Genomic DNA, 26633 nt, shown 5'->3' on the forward strand with positions numbered 1-26633 from the left:
TTGTATTATTTGCGTAAAGTTAAAAATTCTAGTTGTCTTAATCGAACTGTATAGAAAGTGATTGGATCAAAGTATCCACTTGGATTTGCTTTCATTTCATCAAGTGTTGCTACATAATTTGAAATTGATTCTCTTGTTTGATCTACTAGTTCATATAAATGTTCATATGGTAATTGTAAGAACATTGATAAGTCTCTTGGTAAAGTTTTTTCAAACATTTCAAACTGTAAAAAGAATCTAGTCGATACCAATGAAGATACTTCATCATAATTAACGTTATCAACATATTTCTGATATTGAGCAACAAGTTTTGATTTATTTTGAGGTAATAGACCTAGTATTAAGCCTGAGCTTTTTAACAAGAACTGTGATGGCGAAGAGTTCAATAAAATATTCATCTCATCTAATTGAATCATACTTGTCATGCGATCTGCATCACGGCGCCAGTCATCTAATACTTTAAAATCACATTCAAGACTTAACTGTTCACTTCCAATGTACGAGTTTAATGAATCGCACATATCAGCTAAATAGCTTTGAGTGCCTTCAAGTAAAGAACCTGATTCTCTAATCCAATTTTGAAGTGCAGTATTTAACTTCGGCAATGTTGATTGTCTTACATATTCTTGAATTCGATTATTCATCTCTTCATTTAAAGTTTCTAGGATTGAATTAAAATCACTGTCTTCTTTAATTAACTCTTTGCACTCTTTTAACATAGCAGGAATGCTTAGTTTTAAATCGTATTTTATTTCATCTTTTAGCTCACGATATGTGCTTGAAATTGTTTGTGCATGTTCCATCTCTTTATCTTTTAAAGAGTGAAGTAAGCCGTTTAATTTTTCATCTAATACTTCGTTCCATTGAACATTTGCATGTAATTCATTTTCTTTTTCAACACGTTTTTCTAATAAGAAATTAATTAACTTACGAACTGCTAATAATAATTTCTCTGATTGTTTAGAATTTGCAGTTGTCGATAATACATTTGCTTCAATGAAACTTTCAAGTTCACTAAATTGATCTTGATTACTGTAAATTGAAGAATAAGGTAGAACTTTTGCAGCTGGGAAATCTAACTTAATTTTCTCTTCAATTTCAGCATGAACACGATCAACTTCATCATTACTATAGATTGAGTCCATTTTATTTAAAATGAAATGAATCGGTAATGTCGGTAATTGTTTCTGAATCGTAATCAATAATGATCTTTCAGTTTCTGTATATGGAGCAGTTGCGTTTAATACATAAACAAGACGATCAGAAAGCTTGACTGATTGAAGTAGTGCTTTTGTATTTAAATCATTTCCATCAATACCTGGTGTATCAATGATTGAGATTTTGTGTTTTTGTAAGAAAGGATTCGATAATTCATAATGAACTAACTCATCACCTTTTAACAATTCATTTTCTACAGTTGTTAAATCATAGAAGTCCGCATACTCAGCAAGGGCCGTGTCCCCTTCTTTCGAATACACTGTAATATTCGTATCAACACTTTGCTCAAATAAAACTGGCATTGTTGTAGATGAACCCATCATTTTCTCACCTAAAAGTGAATTGACAAATGATGATTTTCCATTTCCAATTGTTCCAGCTACTAGCATCGTTGTTTGATCAAAGTTTGTTAATTGGTTCGTCCACCAAACAAAACGATTGCCAACTTCAATTTCATTTATTAATGCCCATTGTAGAATATTTTCAAATAATTCTTTTCCATTTTCAAAGCAATCTGGTGTTTGTTGTAATTGTTCAAACGCCATTTCAGCATCAACAACAATTTGATAATCTAATCTACCTGGGAATAAACGGTCCCATGCTAGCGTTGCAGTTGTTGCTAAAACAGCCCCATCAAAATCAGTAATTCTTAACCAGTTCGTTAAGAAACTTGGCATCATTTCTTCTAGTTGTGCTACTAAATAATTACTTTCAATTAATTCTCTATACGTATTTGAGTAAATGAAAGGTAGTCGTTTCCATTTAATCCCTGTTTCTACATTAATTTGGAATAACATTTCATTAAATGTTTGTAACCAGTTTACATATTCAGATCTTTCTCTGTAACTATTCCAAAGTGCTTCAACCATCAGTTCAAAATGCTCTAAATCAACTTTTGCTAATGATAATAATGCCCCCATAAAATAACTTGGTGACATTTCTTTTGTTGCACCGTTTTCTATGTATTCTCTTAAAACGACAAACCATTTTATATCTTCTGTACGAATTGATTCATTTGAAGCTAAATCAACCGCACTGTTCCAATCATGATTTTTTTCATAAAATTTACGAGCGATTTTCGTCACATTTGGATAATCAGGATTATATTTTACTGCTTGTTTAATAATACGATCTGCTTCTTCATAATTTGAAATATCAATGTACAATGAAAATAATTGAAGAAAAATTTCCGAAGTTAACGTTCTACTTTCAGTTTTCACATCTCTATACATCTTTTCGGCAGTATCGAATGCACCAACCTCGTAATAAGAGTCTGCAATATTTTTCTGCGCCCAATCTTTATATTGATTTTCAACTTTTTCCCATTTAAATACTGCTGTCTCAAAATCTTTATTTTCAAAGTATACTTCACCTTGTGCAAAGCGAACTGATGAAAGGTCGATTTCTTCATCCGGCGTTCTAAATAAGTTTGCTAATTGAGCAATCGGTTGTTTATCACTATCATTTAAAAACGTTTTATAAAATTCCTTATTAATAAATTGTTGCTTTACTGTCATGTTGATCACCTACTATGTATAATAAATTGTATTATTTCTGAGTATAAGACGAAAAGGATACTATGCACCTTTTATTTAGCAGTCTTATTCTACCAAATTAATGACGCATAAAATGTGACATTTAGATGTCTTTTTTTATACATTTTTGTTATATTTGTTACGATACTCACAAAACATAGAAAAATAACATTATTTTTGGAGGCAATATGCTAACTTACGAACAAAAACTTGAAATTATCGAATCATTCCCAGAATTAACAAAAAAACCTGTATCACTTGGTCGTACAAATTTTCAGTACGAAGAAAGTGTAACAGAAAAAAAGAATGTAGTCTTCCATTTACATCCGAATGGGAATGGTTTTGTATATGCAGAAGGAATAAAAGGTTATAGAACAAACGACAAAGGCATGGTTAATATTAGAGATTTCAGTGAAGATGAACTGCGCACTATTATTACAAAATCAATCGATAAATTATCGTTTGAACCTAATTTTGAAGAAGACGAAGAAGAAGTAGAAGAATTATGGGTGAATACAAGTGGACAGACTTTAAAGCTAGTTTCCGAAATGGATATGTGGAATGTATATGCTGGCGAAAATCTTGATGGCACATTCAATAGCTATGGTGAAGCCGCTGAATATTTAGACGAAGAGGGCTTTAGTTTTAAAGAATAATGAAATAGACACATTTAATGCGCTTCCAGTATTTTGGAGCGCTTTTTTTTAAAAAATTTCACTGAACTCACTTTTTTACAACGCCGTCTACACACTGAGACGCCCTAAAAGGGCGTCTCAGTGTGTAGACAATGTATAAAAATTAGAGATTCAGACTGATTGAAAACGCTTGCCTTTCGAGGCGTAAAGCCAGGCGAGGAGCGGAGTTACCTTTGACGGTAATGAGCACCGCAGACAGGCGAAACAACGAAGAAAGCGAGCGTTTGGTGGGCAGTCTGACGCCCGTAAGAGGGCGTCTTTTTAGTGTAATTCAACTTTTGATTTACTACCTTTTTTAGAACGATAATCTGTACCTTTGTTATTATCTCCACTTTGTGTAGCTTGTCCGTGTAATTCTGGTGCGTTTTGATTTTTGCTACCTTTACTTCCATTTCTACTAGTCATTTCTTCTCCTCCTTAACCTGTATTCATGATTAGATTTCCATATCTATAGAAAGTTTATTCAAAATAAGAAATGACAATGTAGCACATAATAAGTAAAAAGGAGGGATTTGAAATGGCAAAAGGACATACAAACAAAGGACCACAAAAATCATCTGTTGATCAATTTGGAGATTCTGAAGAATCAGCTTATTCAAAAAGTAAAAAAATGGAAGAGTTTCATGAGAAAAACAAAGAAAAACAAAGCTAAAAATCATTATATTTTATGTATTCTCTTCAAACGGACTTGCTTATTTTCCTTCAACAAGTCATTATAAAAGTAAGATATAATTGGAGGAAACATTAAATGAGTGAAAATATCAATGAACCAAAGAAAGTTAGTTTGCAAGAACTAATGAAACAAAAACTTGCAAGTAAGAAACAACAGCAATCTTCAGGTAATACAGGATTAAATGCTGTTAAAGATATGACGAAAAAAAATCAAATTACGAAAAAGCCAAATAATCAACGCAAACGTATGGGCGTATAATGAACGGACAAATTCGTTCTAATATTCAAGTTGGAGATCAAGTTCAAATTGTTTTAAAACAAGACCAACGTACAGGTAAACTAACGTCTGGAATCGTCAAAGACATTTTAACAAAATCTCCTTCTCATCCACATGGCATTAAAGTTAGGTTAGAAGACGGCCAAGTTGGAAGAGTGAAAGACATTATTAAAAAGTAAAAAACGACTGTATACAGTCGTTTTTTTGTTTCGTTACTAAAATAACTAATTCCCAAAACTAGTAAATGATTGACAAGAGTAATGTCCAAATACTAACAAATGCAAGTAATCCAAAACTGTATTTTAATGTCATTTTTGTTAATAAAGACTCATTTCCAGTTTCTCCAACAGCTGCTGTTGCGATTGCAATTGATTGTGGTGAAACAAGTTTGGCCATAACTCCTCCAGCAGTATTTGCTGAAACTAATAACGCTGGATTCGTCCCAATGATACTGCTAGCATGCGCTTGAATTGGAGCAAATAATGTATTGTTATTTACAACAGAACCTGTCATAAACACTCCAATCCAACCTAAAATTGGTGATAATAACGGGAAGAAATCTCCAGTTGTTGCTAATGCTTGACTTATTGCAATTGTTAAACCGCCATAAGTCATTAATTTTGCAATACTAATAATCGCACAAATCATTATGATTGGAATCCAAAATTCAGAAACTGTTTTCTTCAAAAGAGCAAGACTTTCCTTGAGATTAATCGTCTTTGTAGTTGTTACTGATACCAATGCCGCTAAAAGGATTGCTGTGCCAGTTGCTCCGATTATATCAATACTTACATTTATAGAAGATCCAGGAATGATAAATTTAAGAACACTTGATGCAAAAATTGCACCTTCAGCAAATAATGCTTTAAAAGATTTTAAACTCCATAATAAAACAAATAGTGTTAATAAATAAAATGGAGACCAAGCTTTTAAAATATCTTTTTTAGAAATATTTTCATATTTAAATGCATTACCATTAATTAAATAAATATTTTTTGGTTGCCATTTTTTTGAAAATAGTGCCAATAATCCCATTGTTAATAATGAAGGTATGATATCTGCTAACTCTGGTCCAATAAATATTGTCATAAATGCTTGGGATATTGTATACGTTATTGAAGTTACTAAAATCGCTGGTAATACTTCTTTTATTCCCTTTATACCATCAATTAACCAAATTAATAGAAACGGTATAGTAAAATTAATAATAGGTAAAGTTAAAGCAGTCATCATCGAAACTTTCATAGAAGTTACATTACCTTCTAGACCAAATGTGTCTATAATTCCAACTGGAATACCAATTGCTCCAAAAGCTCCTGAAGCTCCATTTGCTATTAAGCAAAGCATCGCAGCCTGTAAAGGTTTGAAACCTACCGAAACTAATAAGACCGAACAAATTGCAATTGGTACACCAAATCCAGCTGCTCCCTCAAGAAAAGCATTAAAACAAAATCCGATTAATAAAAACTGAATCCGTTGGTCTTTTGATATACCGACAATACTACCACGCAAAATATCAAATTTACCTGATTTTACGGTTATTTTATATAACCACACTGCCATCACAATAATATAGCCAATTGGCCATATACCTTGTATTGTACCTTGTATTACACTACCAATTGATTCTCCAACTGGTAATTTAAAGAAGAAAAGAACAATCACGAACGTTATTAATAAATTTATTAATGCAGCGTAAATACCCTTCATTTTAAACACAGTCAAACACAGAAGGAATAAAAAAATTGGAATGGCTGCAACTAATGCTGAAATGCCAAGATTATTGAATGGATTAAAATCATCTACTAACATAATGTATACTCCTCAAAATAAAATTTTGTGATGTATCGATTCTAATTATTCCCATATTTGTGTTTGAATATCTTTAAGTGTTTTTATTGACTTGAAGAGCTTTTCAAATTCATTTGTATCTAAAGAAAGTTCTACTATATTTTTTATCCCTCTTCGGTTTATTACAGAAGGTACGCCAATATAAACGTCTTTTTGACCATATTCTCCATCTAACAGTGCACCTATAGGTAAAACCACATTTTCATTCTTCAATATTGCCTTAGTAATTCTTGCTAATCCCATCGCAATTCCATAATAGGTTGCACCTTTTGACTCAATGATTTTGTAAGCAGCATCTCTTACTTGAATTTCTAACTCTAATTGTCGATCTTCTGATAATTGTGGAGCTAACATTGTACCTGAGATATTTGCTAAACTCCAAACTGGAACTTGAGAATCGCCATGTTCACCGATAATATAACCATGAACACTACTAGGCGCAGTATCAAATTCTTTACCCAATAGATAACGAAATCTTGCAGAATCTAATACAGTTCCAGAACCTATTACCCTTTCTTTAGGTAGACCAGAGAATTTCCAAGTTGCATAAGCTAATATATCGACTGGATTTGTTGCTACTAATAATATTCCATTAAATCCAGAGTCCATGATTTTCTCTACGATTACTTCAAATATTTTCACATTCTTACTAACTAGGTCTAATCTAGTTTCACCAGGCTTTTGTGCAGCACCGGCACAAATCACAACAATTGCAGCATCCTCACATTCCTCATATGAACCAAATTTTATATTAATTGGACTTGGTGCATAAACGATACCGTGGTCCAAATCCATCACATCACCTTTAGCCTTTTCTTCGTTTAAATCAACTAAAACTAATTCATCACATATTCCCTGATTCATAAGAGCGTAAGCATAACTAGATCCCACTGCACCTGTTCCAATTAAAACTACTTTATTGCCTAGTGTTATCTTCATGTTGACTGTCTCCAATCTAATTATTTGTTAAATAATTCCACATAAGATTTTTTAAAAAACTGCATTTCGAAACATTGTTAAATATTTCACATAAATAGTTAAAAAAATTTGTAAATGATATACTTTGTTGATTTTAGTTTGTGAAACTTTTAACAATTTGATTGTATTCTTTAATTATTCCTTATACAACCTTTAAATATTGTCAAATATGGAAAAATATGTAATTCAATACATTATTTAAGCTAATCGCTTCATAATCTCGTTTTGTTGTTTCATCTTAATGTACTAAAAGTTAGAAAAAGTAATCATTTTAATTATTATTATTCTTTCACATTTTGCAATAAAATGTTCGACCAAAAAAAATAAAGCTACAAGAGTAGCTTTTCATTCATAAACACTTAATGCCAATTAGCTTAAATCATTACCCCATAAATTATTTAGCAAAATCATATAAAGCGTTAATATAATCGATAAAACAGTAAAAATAATTGGGATAAACTTAAATTTATCTACTTTACTAATTGCTAAAATGAATAGAACAAAAGCTATCGCAGCAATAAAATAATATAGAATAAATAAAGGATATTTTGTAAATGGTCCTAAAAATAAACTAAGAACTGAAAATTGAATCATAAAAGCAAGGATCGAGATTGAAATCCATTTTAATTTACTCTGAATTTTTACAACCCCAATAATTGCTAAGATGAAAACACCAGCAACAATGATTGAAAGTAGACATTCATAAATAAAAAATAAAGATTCATGATGCACTGCAAAAAAATAACCAACTAAAGATAATGGCACAATCGCCAAAAGTAATAGTGAATTAATTGTTATGTATCTCAATTCTTTCAATATCCTCACACCTTTAACCTTTTTCCATATTTTAACATAATTAATTGGCATTAAAATGGTTTATTTAGATGTTTTCATTCACCAAAAAAACGACAAATGCTCAGTTAAACTTACTTTCCAAATATCAACTCTAGAAAATCTTCCCTTCCAAAACATTAAAAAAAAAGAGTTGCCTATAGCAACTCAGAAACATAAAACTTCAAATTATCCATTGTTCTCGACTGACTTACTTGGAACATATATCGTTTCTCCATTTACACGTCGTTCTAATGCTGGTATGATTCGAACAAAAATAATAATACCAATAACACCTAAACTTGTTAAAAAGACTGATGTTGCAAAACTAGATAAAAATGCACTAATTGCAACTGTAATCGAACAGATTAGCATAGCTAAGTTGAACGTTAAACCAGCAACGGCCATATAAGAACTTCTTGTTTCTTCTAAAGGTAAATGAGCCATATAATTTTGTTGTACAGGGACACGTAACACTTCTGCTACTGTTGCTACAAACATCGCAGCAAATAGTAACCAAATAGAATTACTATATGAAATGATTGCATACCCAAAAACAAATACCACGCAACTCCAAATAAGTGTTTGTTGATCATTCATTTTCTTTACAATTTTTGTAGCAAATAATGCCATAATGACCACGAGAATTGTATTTTCAGTTCGTAGGAATCCGATCATTTCGATTCCTCCAAAATGCCAATCCATCAATTGCTGTGTTTCGAATTCATTTGTAATTCGAATACTAATATAATTTGTTAATTGAAATTCCATTGAAAGGACAAGTAAACCAGCCATAACATAAAGAATAAAGAGCTTATCTTGAAATACATCCCGGTAATTCGAAAACATTTTATTCACATGCAGTCTAATCGTTTTCATCTCAGATTGTTGTGTTTTCATACTTTCATCAACGAAAAATGTAATTAAAAACCATGTTATAAATGATGCAATTGAAAGAGCCAAAAATAGTTCAAATAAATACGTTTTGAATAAAAAGCCTCCCATAATTCCACCAATTGCAATTGATAAGTTATTTGACCAATACATAATAGAATACATCAGTTTTCGTTCTTCAGGTTTACTCACATCAATTAACATAGCTTGATTTGCAGGTCCTGCTAAGCCCCAACAAATACTATTAACAGTCATCATGAAAAATGTAATGATTGGAGAAAAAAACCAAGGCGAATTACAGAACATCATCGCTATGAAAGCAAATAATCTTAATGTTTCTGCAAAGACCATTGTTTTTTTTCGCCCAAATTGATCTGAAAAATATCCTCCGAAAAAGTTCATTGCAATCCCGATGAATACATTAACTAGTAATAGTAATCCAGCTAATTTCACACCAAAATGTTTAGATAAATAAATTGCCATAAAGGGAAAAATCATACTTCCAATTGCTGAACTCAAAAAAGATTCGAGTAGTCGAATCTTAATGTTTTTGTGAAATTTTAGTAATTCCATTATTATTCTACCTTCGTTTCTCTATTAAATTATTAAACTGTAAAACACATTCTTACAATTATTCGTCATTTAGTCTCTTTTCAAAAAAATGCTGACTAAACCCTTCTGGATAATCATTTAATACGCCGAATTGTTTATATCCATGTTTTTTATAAAACTCTAGTGCCTGAAAGCTAAAAGAATCTAGTACAATCAATCTACATTTTTTCACTTTTGCAAGCTCTTCAATTTTATGTAATAAATTACTGCCATAACCAGTTCCACGTTGGGATTCATCTACCCATAAAAAATCAACATGTAAATGATTATATACTATAGTACCGGTGATACCTCCAAGTATCGATTCATGTTCATTTTTTAAGATGAAACTTACTTTTTCAACTGGCTTTAATAGTTTTTCTGGGAGTTTAGACATATTATATTCAATAACTTTCTGTCTAATATAGTCAGTATCTTCTTGATTTGATTGCTGTATAATTTGCATGAAAATTCCCCCATTTCTAATTTTTCGCTTAATTAGAATAACAGTTATTAGGAAAATTGCCAACCCCAAAAAATATAGTAAATATCAATTTTTTGCTTTCCTTACAACATTGAAAAAGGTTGCCTATGCAACCCCTGTTACTCAAAACTCTATTCTTTATGATTAAAAATCTTCTTCATCAACTCTTTAAATTTCTCACTTTCAATATCTTCCTTCAAAACTGTTCCATTTTTCCATTGGGTAAATGAAGTATTTGTTAATGTCACATTGCCTTCATTTGTTAGTTTTGTGATTAACGGATTCTTATTAAATGGAGACTTCTCGTGTTCTTTGATAATCGTTTGAATCTCATTTAAATTTGAAATCTCATCGATCGTTGTCTCTGAATCAAACGCATAACCAATTCTCCAGTCAATATCTTTATGTTTTAATTTGATTTCCAAAATATAGTCGCCATATGCTGTTTTTTCTTTTTTTATACGAAATTCTCCATTATGAGAAATGACTATATCCCCATTTAATGGCACTGGCTTTAAAGGTAAATTCGCTCCAAAACCCGTATCAATTAAATAAGTTTGACCTTCATGTGATAAAAGAATTGTAACATGTGTTCTTCCAATATTTTGGTATTCAGAATTTACAGGATCATAAACAACTCCACTTACAAGACTCGCATTGAAACCATTTTCAATTAAGAAGAGGTACAAAATGGCATTTAATTCATAACAAAGACCACCCTCATTTTTTAATAAAATTTTCTGAATCAAGCTATCCTTTGTGATCTCATTTGAATTTTTATTAATAATGCATATATTTTCAAATGGTATGTTAAATGCAGTTTTCATTAGGATATGTTCTAAGTCAGAGAATGATATTTTGTTACTTTCTGTAAACCCAATCCTTTTTCGAAATAAAGTATTTAGCTGACTCAACACTTTTACCTCCAATACTATATGATAAATTGTCTGTTCGATCTTACTTTGTATTCTATTTTACTTATGATTGAAAAGTGCGCTCCTGCATAAGACAGAAACGCAACTTTTTCTACTCTTTACTTTTGTCTACAACCGTTGAAAAAAGATGATTATGAGGTAATATTGCATGAACGCCTTTTACTTGATTAACAATCTGGGTAATTTTAAGATCTACACATACACTCGCTAAAGCAACTGCTTCCGTTTTTTCTATCTGGTAGATTTCCTGCATTAACTCAATCATTCCTTCTAAAGCTATTGCTGTAGCTTTGTTTAAATCCTCATCAAAACCAAAAGTGATCCAACCTGCAGGAGTATTTGCTCGTGGCATTTTCAATTGTAAGTCTTCAATAACTGTAAGTGTAAGATTTACTTGGTCAAAAGGAGATTCAATCGCTTGACCAGAAACTTCACCATCTCCTTGGGCTGCATGTCCGTCTCCAGCAGAAAACAGTGCCCCTTCTACAGTAATAGGAAGATAAACTGTACTTCCCTCAACTAATTCCTTACAATCAATATTTCCTCCACAGTATCTTGGCGGGATGGTTGAATGAACACCTGATTCACTTGGCGATGTACTCAATACACCTAAAAATGGTTTAAGTGGAACAGTAAATTCTTGATCTTTCACATGTGTTTTCGCGGTTTTGTTTTCTTCATTTATCGTCCAATTTAATGTTACTTCAGGTGACTCCGCTATATTTAAAACATTATTTTGCCAGTTTATTTTACCTCCAGCACAATTCCAACCGTACCAGCCTGTTTTTATTTTATTTATTTTTACCTCGAGTGTCATACCAGGTTTTGCATCTTGAATATAAATAGGACCCACCATTGGATGGCCCCAGGCTTCTTCTTGTTCCCTTGATTGATAACGAATTCGTTCCCCGTTTTTTGCATTAATTCCCCAGCCTATATCAATCGTATTAAATTCAATAGAATCTCCAGAACGTATTGTCATAATTGGTTCGTATTCTTTACTAAATGATGCGTGTAAATGTTGATTGGAAACTTTCATTTTGTATGTTTCTGCCATGCGATAATCCTTCTTTCAAATTTACAAATTTATATTGTAGAATAAAATTCTTCTTACTATTTATTTCGGCATTTAAAGTTTAATTTCCTTGTTCACTATGATTGTTCTTACTTGAGTATGTTGTTCATTAATTCATGTATTTCATTTTTATGAAACGACATTTGATCATTCATATATGTAAGATCATAGCGCAAAACAAAAAACAGGCGACCACTTTAGGATCGGCTGTTTTTATCATTACACTAAATTGACCATTTCATAACCTCTACCAATATCCTTCACACCATGAGAATCAGAACCGTAAACGAGGGGAATTCTTAATTGTCTTGCATATTCAATTACATCAATTGGAGGATACGTTTCCCCACAATACGGTTTAAATAATCCAGCAGTATTTACATCCAGTTCGTATTGCTCTTGTTTGATTAGATGTAAGATATCGATTTGATTCTCCTTGATTACTTTCGTTTCTTCACACTGAAGGAATTGTTTAAATTTATTACATAAAGTCATATGGCCAATTCTTTTTGGTTTATATTGTCCTAAATCTACTAAAATTGATTGCTTTACGATTTCGTAATAAGCTAATTGGAAATCTTCAACCCTACCATAATAGTTTACTAGTCCATCAAGTGTATCCTCTGCTTGATAGTCAATACAACGCCATCCATCTAGTCCTTCTAAAAAATGCACAGATAATAAGCCAGTATCACAGTATTTTCCATATTCATGCAGAAAGTGTTTTGTCCACTCTGTATCCATAGGTAAGTAATCTAATTCAAAACCAACTTTTACTGTTATTCTATCTTTATATTTTCCTTTTAAGGCGATCATTTCTTTGACATAACCGTCTACTTCTCTCTCATTCATTGCTAGAGTATCGATAACTTCCATTGGTTGCAAACGGCTTTTAAATGACGAAGGAATTGGAGAGTGTTCGGTGATATGATATTCGTCAAAATCTAATTCTATTGCTTTTTGAATCATTAATTCAACATTGTCTCCACTTCCATGTGGACAATAGTGGGTATGCGTATGACCATCAATCTTCAAGAGCGAACCTTCTCTCTTCTATTTACTAGCGCTTCTTTAATTTCGTCCAGCTTCACACCTTTTTCAACCATTAGTACCATTACGTGATAAACTAAATCACTTATTTCATATACAAGTTCATTCGTATCATCGTTTTTTGCACCTATGATTACTTCACTCGATTCTTCTCCTACTTTTTTTAGAATTTTATCAATGCCTTTATCAAACAAGTATGTAGTATAAGAACCTTCAACAGGATTTGATTTTCGATTAACGATTGTTTGATACAGATCATTTAAGATATTTAGATTATATTTCTCATCAGAGCTACTTATCTCAGTCTTTTCATGAAAGCAGCTCCAGTTTCCTGTATGGCAAGCTACACCATTTTGCTCTACTTGCATTAAAATCGTGTCCTGATCACAATCATATGCGATAGATTTTACTGCCTGGCGATTTCCAGATGTTTCACCTTTTACCCAAAGTTTTTGACGACTTCTACTATAATATGTTGCATATCCTGTCTGTAAAGTTTGTTGAATCGATTCTTCATTCATATATCCAAGCATTAATACATCTTTTGTTTTAACATCTTGGACAATTGCCGGAACTAATCCTTTTTCATTAAATTGAATGTTATGAATCTGAAACATGTACTACTCCCCCTATAATCGAATGGAAATACCTTTCTTATTTAAATAATTTTTTAAATCGCTTATTTGAATCTCACCAAAATGAAATACTGACGCTGCTAAAACACCATCTACATTTGCTTCTTCAATAGCTTCATAAAAATCATTTAGTTTCCCAGCTCCACCAGATGCGATGACTGGAACGTTGACTGTACTTGTTATTTTTTGTAATAGCTCTATATCATAGCCAGATTTCATTCCGTCTTCATTGATACTATTGATGACAATTTCTCCTGCACCAAGTTCAACTCCGCGTTTAGCCCATTCAACTACTTCTAAATCCGTTTCTTTTCGACCACCATTTATATATACCTTATATACACCAGCATCATTTTTCTTCGCGTCGATTGATAAAACGACGCATTGAGAACCGAATCGATCCGATGCTTCCTTAATTAAATCTGGATTCATAACTGCCGAAGAATTAATCGACACTTTGTCAGCACCATTTCTTAAAAGCATTGTAAAATCATCAATTGTTCGAACGCCACCACCAACACAAAACGGAATTCTCAATTCTTTTGCTACATCTGAAACGAATTGTAATGAAATATTTCTCTCTTCATTTGAAGCAGTTATATCGTAAAAAACAAGTTCATCCGCTCCGTGATCACTATAAAATTTCCCTAGCTTTGTAGGTGAGTCAACATCCTGAATGCTTGAAAATTGCTTCCCCTTTACTACTCGCCCATTTCGAACATCTAAGCAAGGTATGATTCTTCTTGCAAGCATGTTAGCGCCTCCTTTAAAGAAAACTTCTTCTCATACAATGCCTTACCTGAAATTGCCCCATAAAGATTCAGTTTTTGAAGAGATAGTAAATCATCAATTGAGCTTACTCCTCCGGATGCAATAATCTGTAAGTTCGTTTCACTAGACAGCTTTTTATATGCTTCTATATTTGGTCCACTAAGCATTCCGTCCTTCGCTATATCTGTATAAACGACTGATTTCACACCTAATTTTTCAAGTTTTTTACAGAATTCAAAGCTATTTTGAGTAGTAGCTTTTTCCCAGCCATTGGTTGCAACAAATGAGTTCTTTGCATCAACTCCGACAATGATTCGTTCCCCGTAGCGTTCCACTGCTTCCTTTACAATGTTCATATTTTCGATTGCAATTGTTCCTAATATCACGTTTTTAATTCCAATCTCCAACCAAAATGATATTGATTCTAAGGAACGGATACCGCCACCTAATTGAATGTTTAAATTCGTATTTTCTACTATGTCTCTAACGATTGAGGCATTTCGTCTTTCACCAGTTCTTGCTCCATCTAAATCAACAATATGAAGTACAGTTGCCCCAACTTTTTCAAATGCCAATGCAACCTCCAAAGGAGAACGACTATAAATCTCTTGTTTTGAAAAATCACCCTGTTCTAAACGTACACATTTACCATCCTTCAAATCAATTGCTGGAAATAGAATCATATAAACACAGCTCCTTAAATGCTTTTAATAGATTTAACCCCGTCTCACTACTTTTTTCTGGATGAAATTGCATACCTACTATATTATTTTGATTCACAATTGCTGGGATTTTCACACCATAATCACTAAAAGCTACTACTTCCTCATTTGTAGAATCTACATAATATGAGTGGACAAAGTATACATACTCTTCTTCATTTACGTATTTCAATAGATTTATGTTTTTGTTAAAGAATAATTTATTCCATCCCATATGTGGAACCTTTACAAAATTAGGTATTTGTTTAACTGTACCTTTAAGTAACCCCAGTCCTTCATAGCCACCATTCTCATCACTAAATTCATATAATAATTGCATGCCAAGACAAATCCCTAAAATTGGTATTCCATTGTTTGCTTTTTCTATAATCATGTCTATTAAGTTAAGATTATTTAATTCCTTCATAGCTGCCTCATAAGCACCTACACCAGGTAGAATAATAGAAGAAGCATGTTTGATATCCTCAATTTTATTACTAACAACCACTTGGAAATCTACTTCTTCACATGCTCTTTTTAATGAATCTAAATTTCCAACTCCATAATCGATGATAATATTCATTTTAAAGAAGTCCTTTCGTTGAAGGTAATTTAGTAGAATTGACTTCAATCGCCTGTTTAATCGCTCTGCCAAAAGCTTTAAATAATGCCTCGATTTTATGATGGTCGTTATCGCCATATAAAACTTCCATATGGCAATTCATTTTAGCTTCTGAACTTAGTGCTTTAAAAAATTCTTTAATATTTTGAGTATCCATTGTCCCGACTCTCTCTCGCTCTAATCGGGCATTGTAAACAAGATATGGTCTCCCACTAAAATCGATTACTACTCTTGCTAAAGTTTCATCCATTGGGATATAGCTAGATCCATAACGATTAATCCCAATTTTCTCACCAAGTGACTCCAACAATGCTTTCCCAATTGCAATTCCTACATCCTCTGTTGTATGGTGATCATCGACGTCTAAGTCTCCGACACAATTAAGTTCCATATCGACCCCGCTGTGAAAGCAAAATAACGTCAACATATGATCTAAAAAACCAATTCCAGTATAAATATTACTATTACCGTCTCCGTCCAAATTCAATTTTAAATATATATTCGTCTCTTTTGTTTGTCTTGAAATATTAGCTATTCTCAATTTCATTCCTCCTCAAAACGGATACTGATTGCTTTTTTATGTCCAAATAATCCTTCTTCATTTGCAATTGTCTCAATATAATTTCTAGCAGCTTTTAGTGCTTCCTTACTGTAATAAACAACTGATGTTTTCTTTTGGAAGTCATTAACCGACAATGGTGACGTAAATCTAGCTGTTCCACTAGTAGGCAATGTATGATTCGTTCCCGCATAATAATCGCCTACAGGTTCTGGTGTATAGTCTCCTACAAAAATTGCCCCAGCATTTTTAATCTTAGTCACATATTCTTCTGAATCCTTAAGTAAGATTTCAACGTGCTCTGGTGCAATTTTATTTACAAGATTGAGCCCTTCTTCTATTGAATTGACTTTTATGATCGCCCCATAATTTTCAAAGGCTTTTTGAATGATTTCTTTACGTGGTTGTTCTTCTATTAAGTCATGTGATGCTTGTTGAATTTTCTCAGCTAATTCATTTGACGTAGTGATCACAATGCTTGATGCCATTTCATCATGCTCAGCTTGCGCCATTAAATCTGCAGCGATAAATCTTTCATTTGCATGTTCATCTGCTAAAATAACCACTTCAGTAGGACCAGCAACCATATCAATACCAACAATTCCAGACACATTTTTCTTAGCCAAAGCTACATATAAGTTTCCAGGACCGACAATTTTATCGACTCTTTGAATCGTTTCAGTCCCATAGGCTAGTGCTCCAATTGCATGAGCACCACCTATTTTTAATACTTTTGAAACCCCAGCTAATTTCGCTGCAACTAGAATTGAACTTTTAATTTTACCTTCTTTATTTGGAGGCGTTACAATGACGATTTCATTTACTCCAGCAATTTTTGCAGGGATCGCGTTCATTAGAACGGTTGAAGGATATGCTGCTTTACCTCCTGGGATATAAATTCCTACTCTTTCAATTGGATTAATAATTTGTTGAATTGATGATATTTCATTTTCGATTTTGTAACCTGTTTGTAGTTGTTTTTCGTGGTACCGTTCTATATTTTCCTTTGCAGCAAGTAGTGCTTCCATTAATTCTTCATTTATCTCATTTAATGCTTGTGATATTTCTTCCTCAGATACTTCAAATGTTTCTAAATTTACTTCATCAAACAAGAAGGAATATTTACGAATTGCACCATCTCCGTTTTCTTTCACATCTGAAAGAATTTCTTCAACTCTTTTTTCAATTTGACCTGTTGGAAGAACCGTTCTATGTAGAATTTGATTAAGCTTTTCGCTTTTTTGTTCAATTGATAGAATTTCCAGCATACACCATCTTCCCTTTCTTTACTTCGTCTAAAAATTGTTGTATCCGATCATGTTGAAATCGATAACTAACTCGATTTGAGATAACCCTAGCACTGATTGTCATCATTTCCTCTAAGATGACTAAACCATTTGCTTTTAAAGTACTACCTGTTTCAACTAAATCTACAATGATGTCAGATAGACCAACGATTGGTGCAAGTTCAACTGAACCATTTAAATAGATTAATTCTATTTTTTGACGATCCTGAAAATAATTTGTCGTGATATTTGGATATTTAGTAGCAATCCTTAATGGTTCTTCACCCTTATCAATCAAAGTGTTTGGAAACCCTGCTGCAGCAAATATACATTTACCGAATTCTAAATCCATCAGCTCATAAACGTCTTTTTCTTGTTCTAATAAAACATCTTTTCCAACGAATCCTAAATCAGCAACACCACTTTCAACATAAGTAGCCACGTCTACTGGCTTGACGACCAAGTATCTAATTCGATTTTTATCATCTTCAAAAATTAATTTTCTTGAGTCGGAATCAATTACATTGCCAAGTCCAGCTTGAGCTAGAATCTTTTTTACTTCGTCTTCCAATCTCCCCTTAGCGACCGCAATGATGAGCCATTTCATTTGTATGCCACCTCCTGACATTCTATCCAAGCATTCGTATCAATCGAAAATCCAATTGCATCCATCATTTTTTCCGAATCTTCAGAAAGCACTTTGTAGCGTCCGCCCCTTAATACCTCTTTATTTAGTCGATCATAATATCCTTTAAAAACAATTCCATCATAATAATCAAGTTCATTTATTATCGAAAAATCAACATGTATATTTGGACTTATTTCTTGTAATCGTAAAATTTTATGTACTGCATCATCCATTTGCTTATTTAAAATACAACTGGTTAGCAACGAACTTATCTCTTTCCCCTTTCCTTGTAAATTAAATAATTCGTTTAGGACACGCTTTACTTCTTTTGGAAGAATTGTTTTTTCAGACCATATTTTTAATTCATCTGAATTTTTCAAGTAAATAAGTCGTTTGACTAAGTTTTTTTGTTCTTTTGAAAGATCACATTCATTAAATAATCCTTCTAAAAACCCTGTATGCCCTATTTCTAAAATAAAAGGTTGTTTACTTAATAAATCAATTGCCATTACAATGATTTCAATTTCAGTAGATTCATTTATTTCACCAAAATTCTCTATTCCAAATTGATTGATCTCCTTGATCCCTTCTTCATTGTTTCTATAAACGATTGATTGATAAAAAATCTTACATTTTTCTTCTTTTAAGGCGATCGGATATATTTCCTTCATTAATGCACTCGTAATATCTGGTCTTAATAAAAGAATTTGTTGTTTGCCTGAAAGTAAAACGACTAGTTCTTCACGTGGTAGTCGCGGATTCTGAATGGCAAAATGTTCAAATTCCTCGAAAACTTGAGGTTCGAAAGGTATATATCCACGATCTATAACGTAATCTTCCATTTTTCGCTTATACTCGTAGCTTTTCAAAGCTTGTAATAATTTCCCATTCACTTTCTCACTACCCCTTTCTGGAAAAATAAAAAGGCCATACAGGTTAATGCCTGCATGGCCTTCTGGCACGACACAAGCACCTTTTTCGTAACACGAAGAGGGCTTGTATCTACGGTCAATTTTTGTCCATAGATTCAAACCCTGGGTGGATGATGATGTTGTAACCCATTTATCGTGCGTGCGAAAAACATAGTTATGTCTCCTTCTTGTTATCATTTTTTTAAATATTAAAGAATTATGTTTGGATTGTCAATCCTTTTTATTTTATTTTATTAAATATTAAAAAAACTACCTTTTGCCTATTTCTCAAATCAAGAGATCAAAATCCGTTTAAATAAAAGGGATTCAAGACAAGAATCACGAACTATTTATTGAGAAAATTTTCCAATCGGAGGAATTATATGACGACTATAACTGAAAAAGTATTTATAAAAAACGAACCCATGTTTTTCATTGGTGACTTTGTTACAACAACAAACCAAATTGAAATGAGTGAAAAAGCTTTAATCCCTAAACAATGGGAAAAATTTTATTCAAATCAATTAGCAAACCAAATTCAAAGTAAAAAGAACGCAACCATTCTAGCACTCTATACAAATTATGAAACTGATGAAAATGGTTCATATTCATTTGCCATTGGAGCAGAAGTAAGTAATATTGAACAGATTCCTGATGGAATGAAAAGTTATTCGATTGAACCTAATCAATATATTGTATTTACCACTAGAAAAGGACCCGTTCAAGAAGTGGTCGTCGAAGCCTGGCAACATATATGGGAATGGTCCAAAACAAATAAAAGAGCATTTACAACGGACTTTGAATTATATGATGAACGTTCAATTGATCCGAATAATAGTCAAGTTGATATATATATATCTATAAAATAATTCAGTTTAGTAGGAAGGACTCAAAAAAATATTGTTGTATATGTGGCCATTTGAGTTACAAAAAAGGATAGAATTGCAGATAACACTCCTGCATTCCTATCCTTTTTTTCAATATTATTATTCTATTATGATAAAACCCTGATATTTTTTGTATTCATTTTCGTCATTCGATTAGTATATTGAGAATCTGAGTAAAATGATGTTGGATTTTTAACGCCACCATTTTCTTGTGGTTTTGTTGGTTTTGTTGGGTTTGTAGGTACAGTAGGTTTATTTGGATCTGTAGTCTCTGGCGTTATCGGATCACCATTATCATCTTCAGTTCCATCGTCAGTACCATTCCCATTATCTATACCATCATTATCATCTTCTGGGTCGTCATTGTCCCCACTACCGTTGTCATCTCCAGTTTGAGTGTCATCATCTGTTGGGTTAGTTGGTTCTACTACCGATGTTAAATCTACCGTAATTGTTACAGGATTACTCTTTCCATCTTCACTAGTTGCAACTATTTTAATTTTTACAATATCTCCTGGCACAATTCCAGAAATGGTTGCTGTAGTTCCTTGAACTTTTTGCGTTTGTCCTGCAACTTTATTTGCTTCATAACTTACTTCAAATGTAGTTGATGGTAATAAGTCTGATGGATATTGCCAATTCAATAAAATATTTCCTGTTGCTTCATCAAATTTTGAAGTAACTTTTTGTGCTGGTTCCAATAATTCATCTTTAGGAACCTCATCCATTTTTTCACCTTTAATAAACAATTCATCACGAATTTCCACTACTGAATCTGGCTTTTGGAATTTTGAAGATGAATTTGCTGTTTCTTGTAACATATCTTTTGCGATATATTTGGCAATTTTTACAGAACTTTGTCCTAAGTAATGATCTTTTTTATTTTTTTCATAGCCCGTCCAAACCGAAACAGTTACATCTGGTGTATAGCCAACAAACCAACTATCTCGTGTAGCATTTGATGGAAAACCATATTTAGCTTTTACATCATCTGGATAATTTGTTGTACCTGTTTTTCCGACCATATCAAGCCCAGGAATATTTGCCAAACCACCTGTTCCACTTGGCGATTTAACAACATCTCTAAGCATATCTGTGATCATATATGCTGTGTAGTCACTCATAGCCTGCTTTGGTTCTGGTGTTAACACTTTTTCTGTTTTATCTTGATAAATGATTCTAGTTACAGCATGTGGTTTGATATACACTCCACCATTACCAAATGCAGCGTAAGCTCCAGCCATTTCCATTGCGGACACACCAGTAAATCCACCGATTGAATGAGACTCGTAAAATGTATCTTTTTCGAAATTAAAACCAAGTCCATTACCAAATTCACGTGAACGATCTAAGCCAACTTCTTGAATTGTTTTTAAAGCCGGTATATTCCTTGATCTTGTAAGAGCCTCACGGATTGATATTTGCCCTTTGTAATTTTTGTCAGAGTTTCTAATTGGTGTTCCATCAGAATATTGATAAGGTTCATCAACAATTTGGTGATTTGTTGACCATTTTAAATTTTGAATTGCTGGTCCATAATCTAAAACTGGTTTGATCGTAGACCCAGGTTGTCTTTTTATATCTGTTGCAAAATTTAAACCACCTGATGTAGTATTTCTACCAGCTCCTACTGCCTTGATTTCCCCTGTTTTTGTATCAGTTAATACAAATCCTGTTTGAAACTCATCACTTGGATAAAATTCTTTTCCGCGATTAATGATTTCATCAGCTTTATCTTGAGCCTTAGTATCTAGCGTTGTTTCAATTATTAGTCCGTCTGTATAAACATTTGCATCTCCATTTTTTTCTACTTCATCAATGACTACATCTAAAAATGAATGATACTTTACACTTTCGTCTTCTTGGACTTTGATTAATTTCTCCATAGGAATCGCTTTTGATTGTGTAAATTGATCCTCTGTAATATATCCGTATTTCTTCATTTGGCTAAGAACAATATTTCTTCTATTTTCAGATGCCTTAGGATGCTTAGCAGGATTAAAGTTATTTGGACTTTGTACCATGCCTGCTAAAGTTGCTGCCTCAGGTAATGTAATTTCTGATAAGTCCTTACTAAAATATCGTTCACTTGCTTTCGCAATTCCATATACACCTTGACCTTTTAAACCGTTTGAAAAATACACCTTGTTTAAATACAGTTCCAAAATTTGATGTTTTGAATATTTTTGTTCTAATTGGAATGCTAAATACCATTCTTGTACCTTACGTTTGATCGTTTTTTCTGGTGATAAAAATGAATTTTTTACGACCTGTTGCGTAATTGTACTACCACCTTGAGAACCAAATCCGCCAGTAATGTTTGCTAAAACAGCACCAACGACGCGGCGAGTGTCTACACCTTTATGCTTATAAAAACGTATATCTTCTGTCGCAAGAAACGCATCTTCTACAACTTTAGGAATCTCACTATAAGAAACTTTCGTTCGACGCTCTTTTCCTAATTCAGCAATTACATTTCCATCTTTATCTAATATAGTTGATGATAAAGGAACTTGAAGCTTCTTTGTATCTAATTTAGGTGCATCACTGATTAAGTAGTAAAATGTACCAACAACGCCTAATAAGCCTACTAAACCACATGTTAAAATGATGAGGATTATTTTCTTTAATAGACCTTCTCGTTTTTTAGGAGTTCCTTTTGAAGGCTTTTCCATTCGTTTACGTTCTTCTCGTGAACGATACTCTTTTGCCATCTTATTTTCCTACCTTTCAAAACTTATAAAAAATATTTTCATAGTTACTTATTATTTTCTATACAAATGCTTTTTTAGAAATCTTCTTTTCAATTTGAACTCAATTTAAAACACGAATCACCATCTTTTCTCCTTTTATTCTATTAGTCAGATCTCAGGATCGTAAAAACGATTTACTCTACTAATATACTAATGGATTTTTTTCCCATCATAAATAATACTACAAAGATAGAATAATACCCTTTTTTGTAAAAATTTGGAATATTATAAGTCTTTATGTTTTGTACGTATTTTTCATACCCAATTAACGTTCAAAAGGAGCTGCAATCGCAACTCCACACCACTTGTTCAGTAATATTTAATTAATTTAGTCTTTTAAAAAATTTAACAATTGACACTAAAATTGCCATAAGAAAAACAATTATACTATTAATAATTAAACAGTAACCAACGACATTTAATCCGAAGAAAAATGCGAAGCCATCTTGAATAATCATCACAGCAATGATCCCTTCAACAATTGCTAAAATACATGCAAGAGCAAAGATGATAAAAGCTGCTAGGTATAGATTCTTTGATTTTCTATAAATAAAAAATGCAAATAAATTTACGCATAGTATGTTTGCTAACAATATTGAAATGATTATTAAATTACTAGACATTTTATCCCTCCTAAATTAAACATTTTACTTTTGGTAAAATATTCCTTTTCCAATACTTCTTTAGTATCAAATATTTATTAAAAAGGTGCCTCAAAAATAGAGAATGGGTTGATTTCCACTCCAGGATGCTCGCTTTCCGTGGGGCGTGCGCTGAGCCTCCTCGGCGCGCGCCTGTGGGGTCTCAGCTGCCCCGCTACTCCCACAGGAGTCGAGCACCTTCCGTTCCAATCATTTTGTGATATTGGGTGACTCTAAGAAAACCTATCTTGATACTCCTAGCATTCATAAACTCTTAATTAGTGCAAGTCTACTTTTTCTAATTTCGGGAGAGCCCCTAGATTTCTCACTTAATATAAAGAACAATATAATTTGAACAAATCAAAATATATATCTTAAAATACTTTCTATTAATAGTGTCAAATATTTATTCAATTCGTATCTGCAATTCTGCGTTTTATTACAAAATGATAATTAAAGATTAATTTCAAAATAACAAAAAGACCAAATCATACTCAATTTGGTCTTCAAATTCATTATTAAATTATATTTTTGTAATTAACCTAATACATTATCGGTTTAGAGGAGTTAAGTTCTTACTTAATAGCAGACTTGTCTGTTAGGATCGCTTTTAAGTGTAAGATTAATCCTTCGTTTTCCGCTGCAGTTCCAATTGTAATTCGGATTCCGTCCGGGAATGCGCGAATAATATAACCTTTTGCTTCTAGTCGAGTAAAGATTTCTTGGCTATTTGAAACTGGAATGTAAATAAAGTTAGCTTGAGATGGATAGTATTCAATGCCATATGCATCAAAAAATGCAGTATATTGCTCCATACCTTTTTTGTTTTGCTGTACGCAATTTTGAATGAATACTTGATCCTCTAATGAAGCTATTGCTGCAACTTGTGCAACCATAGATGTGTTAAACGGTAATCTAGCTATATTAATTTCTTCGATTAACTTACTATTTGCTACACCATATCCGATTCGGAAAGATGCTAGGCCGTATGCTTTTGAAAAAGTACGTAAGACAACTAAATTCTCATATTTATTTAATAATGAGATTGTTTTAGGATAATCAGAAGCAGATACATATTCAAAGTACGCCTCATCAACTACAACAAATGTTGATGATGGGACATTTTCTAAAAACGCTGTTAATTGGCGTGTATTTATATATGTACCTGTTGGGTTATTTGGATTACAAATCCATACTATTTTCGTGTTTTGATCAACTTGTTCAAGCATTTCATCTAAATCATGTACCCCATTTACAAGTGGTACACTTCTAACTTCAGCTCCTTCAATTACTGCGTGATGTGAATATTGGGAGAAAGTTAAAGCTGCTTGTACAATATTATGTTCTTTTGTAAGTAAGGCTCTACTAATCATTTGAATGACTTCATCAGCACCGCTTCCGAAGATTAATTGATTAGGAGCTACTCCAAGAAAATTTGCAACTTTTTCACTTAAAATCTCTGTTGCGCCATCAGGATAAATGGCAAATTTACTGACTACATTTCTTAATTCTTCAAATACTTTAGGAGAACAACCAAACGGATTTTCATTTGAAGCAAGTTTTACAACTTTATCGAGACCATATTCTCTCATGACTACTTCACTAGGTTTTCCTGGTTTATAAGCTTGAAGTGTCAAAATTTGTGGTTTCACATACATGCAAAAATCTCCTTTTCATATTCAAATTTTTTGTATAATGTTGCTAGTTTATCATATTCATATGTCGTTTATCTAGTTTTATTTGCTAGAGTTTTCTAAAAATTAGTTTTATAGTTACCTCATAGAGAATCTTCTAGAAAGATGTAGATGTATCCCTTCAGAGCTGGGCGAGCTTGTTCCACTTTTCATTCGGTCTAGCTCCACAAGCTAGCTCTTCGGTAATATTCCATATATCTTTGAAGTGGATAAATCACCACTTCTTCAGATATATGGAGATATTCCCTTCAGAGCTGGGCGAGCTTGTTCCACTTTTCTAAATAAAAAGTAGAATCATAAGACTCTACTTTTCTATCCAACTACTCATATAAGCTGGATCCTCATAGGCATGAGCATCCTTCACGACATAAAGTGGTTTAAATGTATCAATCATAACTGCTAGTTCTAATGTTTCTTTTTTGCCAATACTTCCTTCAGTTTTTCCTGGATGAGGACCATGTGGAATACCAGATGGGTGAAGAGTGATTGATTCTTGTTCAATCCCTTTTCTACTCATAAAATTACCTTCTACATAATAAAGTACTTCGTCGCTATTTACATTACTATGAACATAAGGCGCAGGAATTGCTTCTGGATGGTAATCGTATAATCTTGGAACGAATGAGCAAACGACAAAATTATGTCCTTCAAATGTTTGATGGACAGGAGGCGGTTGGTGAATTCGACCAGTGATTGGTTCAAAATCCTCAATATTAAATGCCCATGGATATAAATAACCATCCCAACCAACTACATCAAATGGATGATGTGTTAATACATGTTTATATAAATTTCCTCTCGCTCTCGTTAATACGGTAAATTCACCTTTTTCATCAAAAGTCTCTAATGTTTCAGGTCCTCTAAAATCACGCTCACAAAATGGGCTATGCTCAAGCATTTGTCCATATTCATTACGATAGCGTCTTGGCGTTGTAAGTTGAGAGTTTGACTCTACAATTAACAATTTTGTATCCGAAGTTGGCACAAGCTTGTAAATTGTCCCAATCGGAATCATTAAATAATCACCTTTTCGGTACCTAATTGTTCCAAACATCGTTTGAAGTTCACCAGTGCCGTAATGTACGAATAACATTTCATCACCTTCACCGTTGCGATAAAAATATTGGCTTTCTTCCGTAACATTACAAACAGCGATTAATAGGTCTGAATTACCTAATACGTACATTCTTCCTTCTAATGCATCGCCAGTCTTCTCAATATTATTTGTTCTAATATGACGATGTTGTAAAGAGGATTGCTCTTCAAACTCGATATTAAGTGATTTGTAAAATGAAGTTTCACTTACTGATGTAGGCATATGGTGATGATACAAAATGGATTGAGTACCAGAAAATCCTTTTGTCCCCATTACCTGTTCTCTAAATAGTGTTCCATCTTCTTTTTTAAATTGAATATGCCTTTTTCTTGGTACTTTACCTAAAGTGCGATAATACAATAT

27 protein-coding genes are annotated in these 26633 nt (G+C 32.7%); 5 read left to right on the top strand and 22 right to left on the bottom strand.

Annotated elements, in window-relative coordinates; translation table 11 throughout:
- Nucleotides 1-5: 5 nt before the first annotated feature.
- Nucleotides 6-2735, bottom strand: coding sequence for a dynamin family protein (locus CAB05_RS03605; RefSeq protein WP_087998438.1), 2730 nt, complete (start codon nt 2733-2735; stop codon nt 6-8).
- A 206-nt stretch (nt 2736-2941) separates the two neighbouring features.
- Here CAB05_RS03605 and CAB05_RS03610 point away from each other — a divergent pair, with 206 nt between their 5' ends.
- The gene (locus CAB05_RS03610) at nt 2942-3409 is read left to right on the top strand and encodes a hypothetical protein (protein WP_087998439.1); all 468 of its coding nucleotides are present in this window, start codon (nt 2942-2944) and stop codon (nt 3407-3409) included.
- Nucleotides 3410-3709: 300 nt separating this feature from the next.
- Here CAB05_RS03610 and CAB05_RS03615 read toward each other — a convergent pair whose 3' ends face one another.
- Nucleotides 3710-3853, bottom strand: coding sequence for an imidazoleglycerol-phosphate dehydratase (locus CAB05_RS03615; RefSeq protein ID WP_087998440.1), 144 nt, complete (start codon nt 3851-3853; stop codon nt 3710-3712).
- 112 nt (nt 3854-3965) lie between these two features.
- Between CAB05_RS03615 and CAB05_RS22570 the strand changes: the two genes are divergently transcribed.
- The 3 genes from CAB05_RS22570 to CAB05_RS03625 all read left to right on the top strand — a co-directional run bounded on the left by CAB05_RS22570 (nt 3966) and on the right by CAB05_RS03625 (nt 4576).
- The gene (locus CAB05_RS22570; RefSeq protein WP_268876371.1) at nt 3966-4100 is read left to right on the top strand and encodes a hypothetical protein; all 135 of its coding nucleotides are present in this window, start codon (nt 3966-3968) and stop codon (nt 4098-4100) included.
- Between the two features lie 96 nt (nt 4101-4196).
- Nucleotides 4197-4379 (top strand): hypothetical protein, encoded by a 183-nt coding sequence (locus CAB05_RS03620; protein ID WP_087998441.1) that lies wholly within the window; start codon nt 4197-4199, stop codon nt 4377-4379.
- The gene (locus tag CAB05_RS03625; RefSeq protein ID WP_087998442.1) at nt 4379-4576 is read left to right on the top strand and encodes a YwbE family protein; all 198 of its coding nucleotides are present in this window, start codon (nt 4379-4381) and stop codon (nt 4574-4576) included. The genes CAB05_RS03620 and CAB05_RS03625 overlap by 1 nt, the downstream gene beginning before the upstream one ends.
- Before the next feature lie 58 nt (nt 4577-4634).
- Here CAB05_RS03625 and CAB05_RS03630 read toward each other — a convergent pair whose 3' ends face one another.
- The 16 genes from CAB05_RS03630 to CAB05_RS03705 form a co-directional block, all read right to left on the bottom strand.
- Nucleotides 4635-6209 carry an L-lactate permease gene (locus tag CAB05_RS03630; protein ID WP_087998443.1) on the bottom strand — a complete coding sequence of 525 codons (1575 nt, stop codon included), beginning with the start codon at nt 6207-6209 and terminating at the stop codon, nt 4635-4637.
- 45 nt (nt 6210-6254) lie between these two features.
- A complete protein-coding gene (locus tag CAB05_RS03635; protein ID WP_087998444.1) occupies nt 6255-7187 on the bottom strand; it encodes an L-lactate dehydrogenase in 933 nt (310 codons plus the stop codon).
- A gap of 408 nt (nt 7188-7595) precedes the next feature.
- Nucleotides 7596-8051, bottom strand: coding sequence for a hypothetical protein (locus CAB05_RS03640; protein WP_235821354.1), 456 nt, complete (start codon nt 8049-8051; stop codon nt 7596-7598).
- A 195-nt stretch (nt 8052-8246) separates the two neighbouring features.
- Complete coding sequence (locus CAB05_RS03645; RefSeq protein WP_087998446.1) at nt 8247-9524, bottom strand: MDR family MFS transporter; 1278 nt, start codon at nt 9522-9524, stop codon at nt 8247-8249.
- Nucleotides 9525-9582: 58 nt separating this feature from the next.
- A complete protein-coding gene (locus CAB05_RS03650; RefSeq protein ID WP_087998447.1) occupies nt 9583-10008 on the bottom strand; it encodes a GNAT family N-acetyltransferase in 426 nt (141 codons plus the stop codon).
- Between the two features lie 149 nt (nt 10009-10157).
- Entirely contained in the window at nt 10158-10940 is a 783-nt protein-coding gene (locus CAB05_RS03655) for an arylamine N-acetyltransferase family protein (RefSeq protein WP_087998448.1), read from the bottom strand.
- Between the two features lie 112 nt (nt 10941-11052).
- Nucleotides 11053-12018, bottom strand: coding sequence for an acetamidase/formamidase family protein (locus CAB05_RS03660; protein ID WP_087998449.1), 966 nt, complete (start codon nt 12016-12018; stop codon nt 11053-11055).
- Between the two features lie 237 nt (nt 12019-12255).
- On the bottom strand, nt 12256-13071 hold the full coding sequence (gene hisJ, locus CAB05_RS03665; RefSeq protein WP_087998450.1) for a histidinol-phosphatase HisJ: 816 nt from the start codon (nt 13069-13071) through the stop codon (nt 12256-12258).
- Nucleotides 13068-13703 carry a bifunctional phosphoribosyl-AMP cyclohydrolase/phosphoribosyl-ATP diphosphatase HisIE gene (hisIE, locus tag CAB05_RS03670; RefSeq protein ID WP_087998451.1) on the bottom strand — a complete coding sequence of 212 codons (636 nt, stop codon included), beginning with the start codon at nt 13701-13703 and terminating at the stop codon, nt 13068-13070. The genes hisJ and hisIE overlap by 4 nt, the downstream gene beginning before the upstream one ends.
- Before the next feature lie 12 nt (nt 13704-13715).
- Nucleotides 13716-14474, bottom strand: a complete 759-nt coding sequence (gene hisF, locus CAB05_RS03675) for an imidazole glycerol phosphate synthase subunit HisF (protein WP_087998452.1) — start codon at nt 14472-14474, stop codon at nt 13716-13718.
- Entirely contained in the window at nt 14444-15175 is a 732-nt protein-coding gene (hisA, locus tag CAB05_RS03680) for a 1-(5-phosphoribosyl)-5-[(5-phosphoribosylamino)methylideneamino]imidazole-4-carboxamide isomerase (RefSeq protein ID WP_087998453.1), read from the bottom strand. The genes hisF and hisA overlap by 31 nt, the downstream gene beginning before the upstream one ends.
- Nucleotides 15153-15776, bottom strand: a complete 624-nt coding sequence (gene hisH, locus CAB05_RS03685) for an imidazole glycerol phosphate synthase subunit HisH (protein ID WP_087998454.1) — start codon at nt 15774-15776, stop codon at nt 15153-15155. Before hisH ends, hisA begins: the two co-directional genes overlap by 23 nt.
- Before the next feature lies 1 nt (nt 15777).
- Complete coding sequence (hisB, locus tag CAB05_RS03690; protein ID WP_174567270.1) at nt 15778-16356, bottom strand: imidazoleglycerol-phosphate dehydratase HisB; 579 nt, start codon at nt 16354-16356, stop codon at nt 15778-15780.
- Between the two features lie 2 nt (nt 16357-16358).
- The gene (gene hisD / locus CAB05_RS03695) at nt 16359-17639 is read right to left on the bottom strand and encodes a histidinol dehydrogenase (protein ID WP_442903103.1); all 1281 of its coding nucleotides are present in this window, start codon (nt 17637-17639) and stop codon (nt 16359-16361) included.
- The gene (gene hisG, locus CAB05_RS03700; RefSeq protein WP_087998457.1) at nt 17620-18267 is read right to left on the bottom strand and encodes an ATP phosphoribosyltransferase; all 648 of its coding nucleotides are present in this window, start codon (nt 18265-18267) and stop codon (nt 17620-17622) included. The genes hisD and hisG overlap by 20 nt, the downstream gene beginning before the upstream one ends.
- Nucleotides 18264-19181: an ATP phosphoribosyltransferase regulatory subunit gene (locus CAB05_RS03705; protein ID WP_158093169.1), complete on the bottom strand. Its 918-nt coding sequence runs from the start codon at nt 19179-19181 to the stop codon at nt 18264-18266. The genes hisG and CAB05_RS03705 overlap by 4 nt, the downstream gene beginning before the upstream one ends.
- 401 nt (nt 19182-19582) lie before the next feature.
- On the opposite strand from CAB05_RS03705, the gene CAB05_RS03710 reads away from it, so the two are divergent.
- Complete coding sequence (locus tag CAB05_RS03710; protein WP_371870379.1) at nt 19583-20068, top strand: GyrI-like domain-containing protein; 486 nt, start codon at nt 19583-19585, stop codon at nt 20066-20068.
- Nucleotides 20069-20193: 125 nt separating this feature from the next.
- Here the strand turns inward: CAB05_RS03710 and CAB05_RS03715 are convergent, their stop codons facing one another.
- The 4 genes from CAB05_RS03715 to CAB05_RS03730 form a co-directional block, all read right to left on the bottom strand.
- Nucleotides 20194-22800, bottom strand: a complete 2607-nt coding sequence (locus tag CAB05_RS03715; RefSeq protein ID WP_087998459.1) for a transglycosylase domain-containing protein — start codon at nt 22798-22800, stop codon at nt 20194-20196.
- A 362-nt stretch (nt 22801-23162) separates the two neighbouring features.
- Entirely contained in the window at nt 23163-23462 is a 300-nt protein-coding gene (locus CAB05_RS03720; RefSeq protein WP_087998460.1) for a 3-isopropylmalate dehydrogenase, read from the bottom strand.
- A gap of 593 nt (nt 23463-24055) precedes the next feature.
- Nucleotides 24056-25138: a histidinol-phosphate transaminase gene (hisC, locus tag CAB05_RS03725; protein ID WP_087998461.1), complete on the bottom strand. Its 1083-nt coding sequence runs from the start codon at nt 25136-25138 to the stop codon at nt 24056-24058.
- A 340-nt stretch (nt 25139-25478) separates the two neighbouring features.
- Nucleotides 25479-26630, bottom strand: coding sequence for a homogentisate 1,2-dioxygenase (locus CAB05_RS03730; protein WP_087998462.1), 1152 nt, complete (start codon nt 26628-26630; stop codon nt 25479-25481).
- Between the last annotated feature and the right edge of the window lie 3 nt (nt 26631-26633).

This window comes from Gottfriedia solisilvae (genome assembly GCF_002128405.1).
GTDB lineage: Bacteria > Bacillota > Bacilli > Bacillales > Bacillaceae_G > Gottfriedia > Gottfriedia solisilvae.

Excerpts from the sequence above, each read along its gene's own strand:
- CAB05_RS03715 (WP_087998459.1), bottom strand. The coding sequence starts at position 22,800 with ATGGCAAAAGAGTATCGTTCACGAGAAGAACGTAAACGAATGGAAAAG.
- CAB05_RS03635 (WP_087998444.1), bottom strand. The coding sequence starts at position 7,187 with ATGAAGATAACACTAGGCAATAAAGTAGTTTTAATTGGAACAGGTGCA.
- hisF (WP_087998452.1), bottom strand. The coding sequence starts at position 14,474 with ATGCTTGCAAGAAGAATCATACCTTGCTTAGATGTTCGAAATGGGCGA.
- CAB05_RS03710 (WP_371870379.1), top strand. The coding sequence starts at position 19,583 with ATGACGACTATAACTGAAAAAGTATTTATAAAAAACGAACCCATGTTT.
- CAB05_RS03650 (WP_087998447.1), bottom strand. The coding sequence starts at position 10,008 with ATGCAAATTATACAGCAATCAAATCAAGAAGATACTGACTATATTAGA.
- hisC (WP_087998461.1), bottom strand. The coding sequence starts at position 25,138 with ATGTATGTGAAACCACAAATTTTGACACTTCAAGCTTATAAACCAGGA.
- CAB05_RS03625 (WP_087998442.1), top strand. The coding sequence starts at position 4,379 with ATGAACGGACAAATTCGTTCTAATATTCAAGTTGGAGATCAAGTTCAA.
- CAB05_RS03605 (WP_087998438.1), bottom strand. The coding sequence starts at position 2,735 with ATGACAGTAAAGCAACAATTTATTAATAAGGAATTTTATAAAACGTTT.
- hisA (WP_087998453.1), bottom strand. The coding sequence starts at position 15,175 with ATGATTCTATTTCCAGCAATTGATTTGAAGGATGGTAAATGTGTACGT.
- CAB05_RS03615 (WP_087998440.1), bottom strand. The coding sequence starts at position 3,853 with ATGACTAGTAGAAATGGAAGTAAAGGTAGCAAAAATCAAAACGCACCA.
- CAB05_RS03610 (WP_087998439.1), top strand. The coding sequence starts at position 2,942 with ATGCTAACTTACGAACAAAAACTTGAAATTATCGAATCATTCCCAGAA.
- CAB05_RS03645 (WP_087998446.1), bottom strand. The coding sequence starts at position 9,524 with ATGGAATTACTAAAATTTCACAAAAACATTAAGATTCGACTACTCGAA.
- hisH (WP_087998454.1), bottom strand. The coding sequence starts at position 15,776 with ATGAATATTATCATCGATTATGGAGTTGGAAATTTAGATTCATTAAAA.
- hisG (WP_087998457.1), bottom strand. The coding sequence starts at position 18,267 with ATGAAATGGCTCATCATTGCGGTCGCTAAGGGGAGATTGGAAGACGAA.
- CAB05_RS22570 (WP_268876371.1), top strand. The coding sequence starts at position 3,966 with ATGGCAAAAGGACATACAAACAAAGGACCACAAAAATCATCTGTTGAT.
- CAB05_RS03720 (WP_087998460.1), bottom strand. The coding sequence starts at position 23,462 with ATGTCTAGTAATTTAATAATCATTTCAATATTGTTAGCAAACATACTA.
- CAB05_RS03620 (WP_087998441.1), top strand. The coding sequence starts at position 4,197 with ATGAGTGAAAATATCAATGAACCAAAGAAAGTTAGTTTGCAAGAACTA.
- CAB05_RS03630 (WP_087998443.1), bottom strand. The coding sequence starts at position 6,209 with ATGTTAGTAGATGATTTTAATCCATTCAATAATCTTGGCATTTCAGCA.
- CAB05_RS03660 (WP_087998449.1), bottom strand. The coding sequence starts at position 12,018 with ATGGCAGAAACATACAAAATGAAAGTTTCCAATCAACATTTACACGCA.
- hisIE (WP_087998451.1), bottom strand. The coding sequence starts at position 13,703 with ATGTTTCAGATTCATAACATTCAATTTAATGAAAAAGGATTAGTTCCG.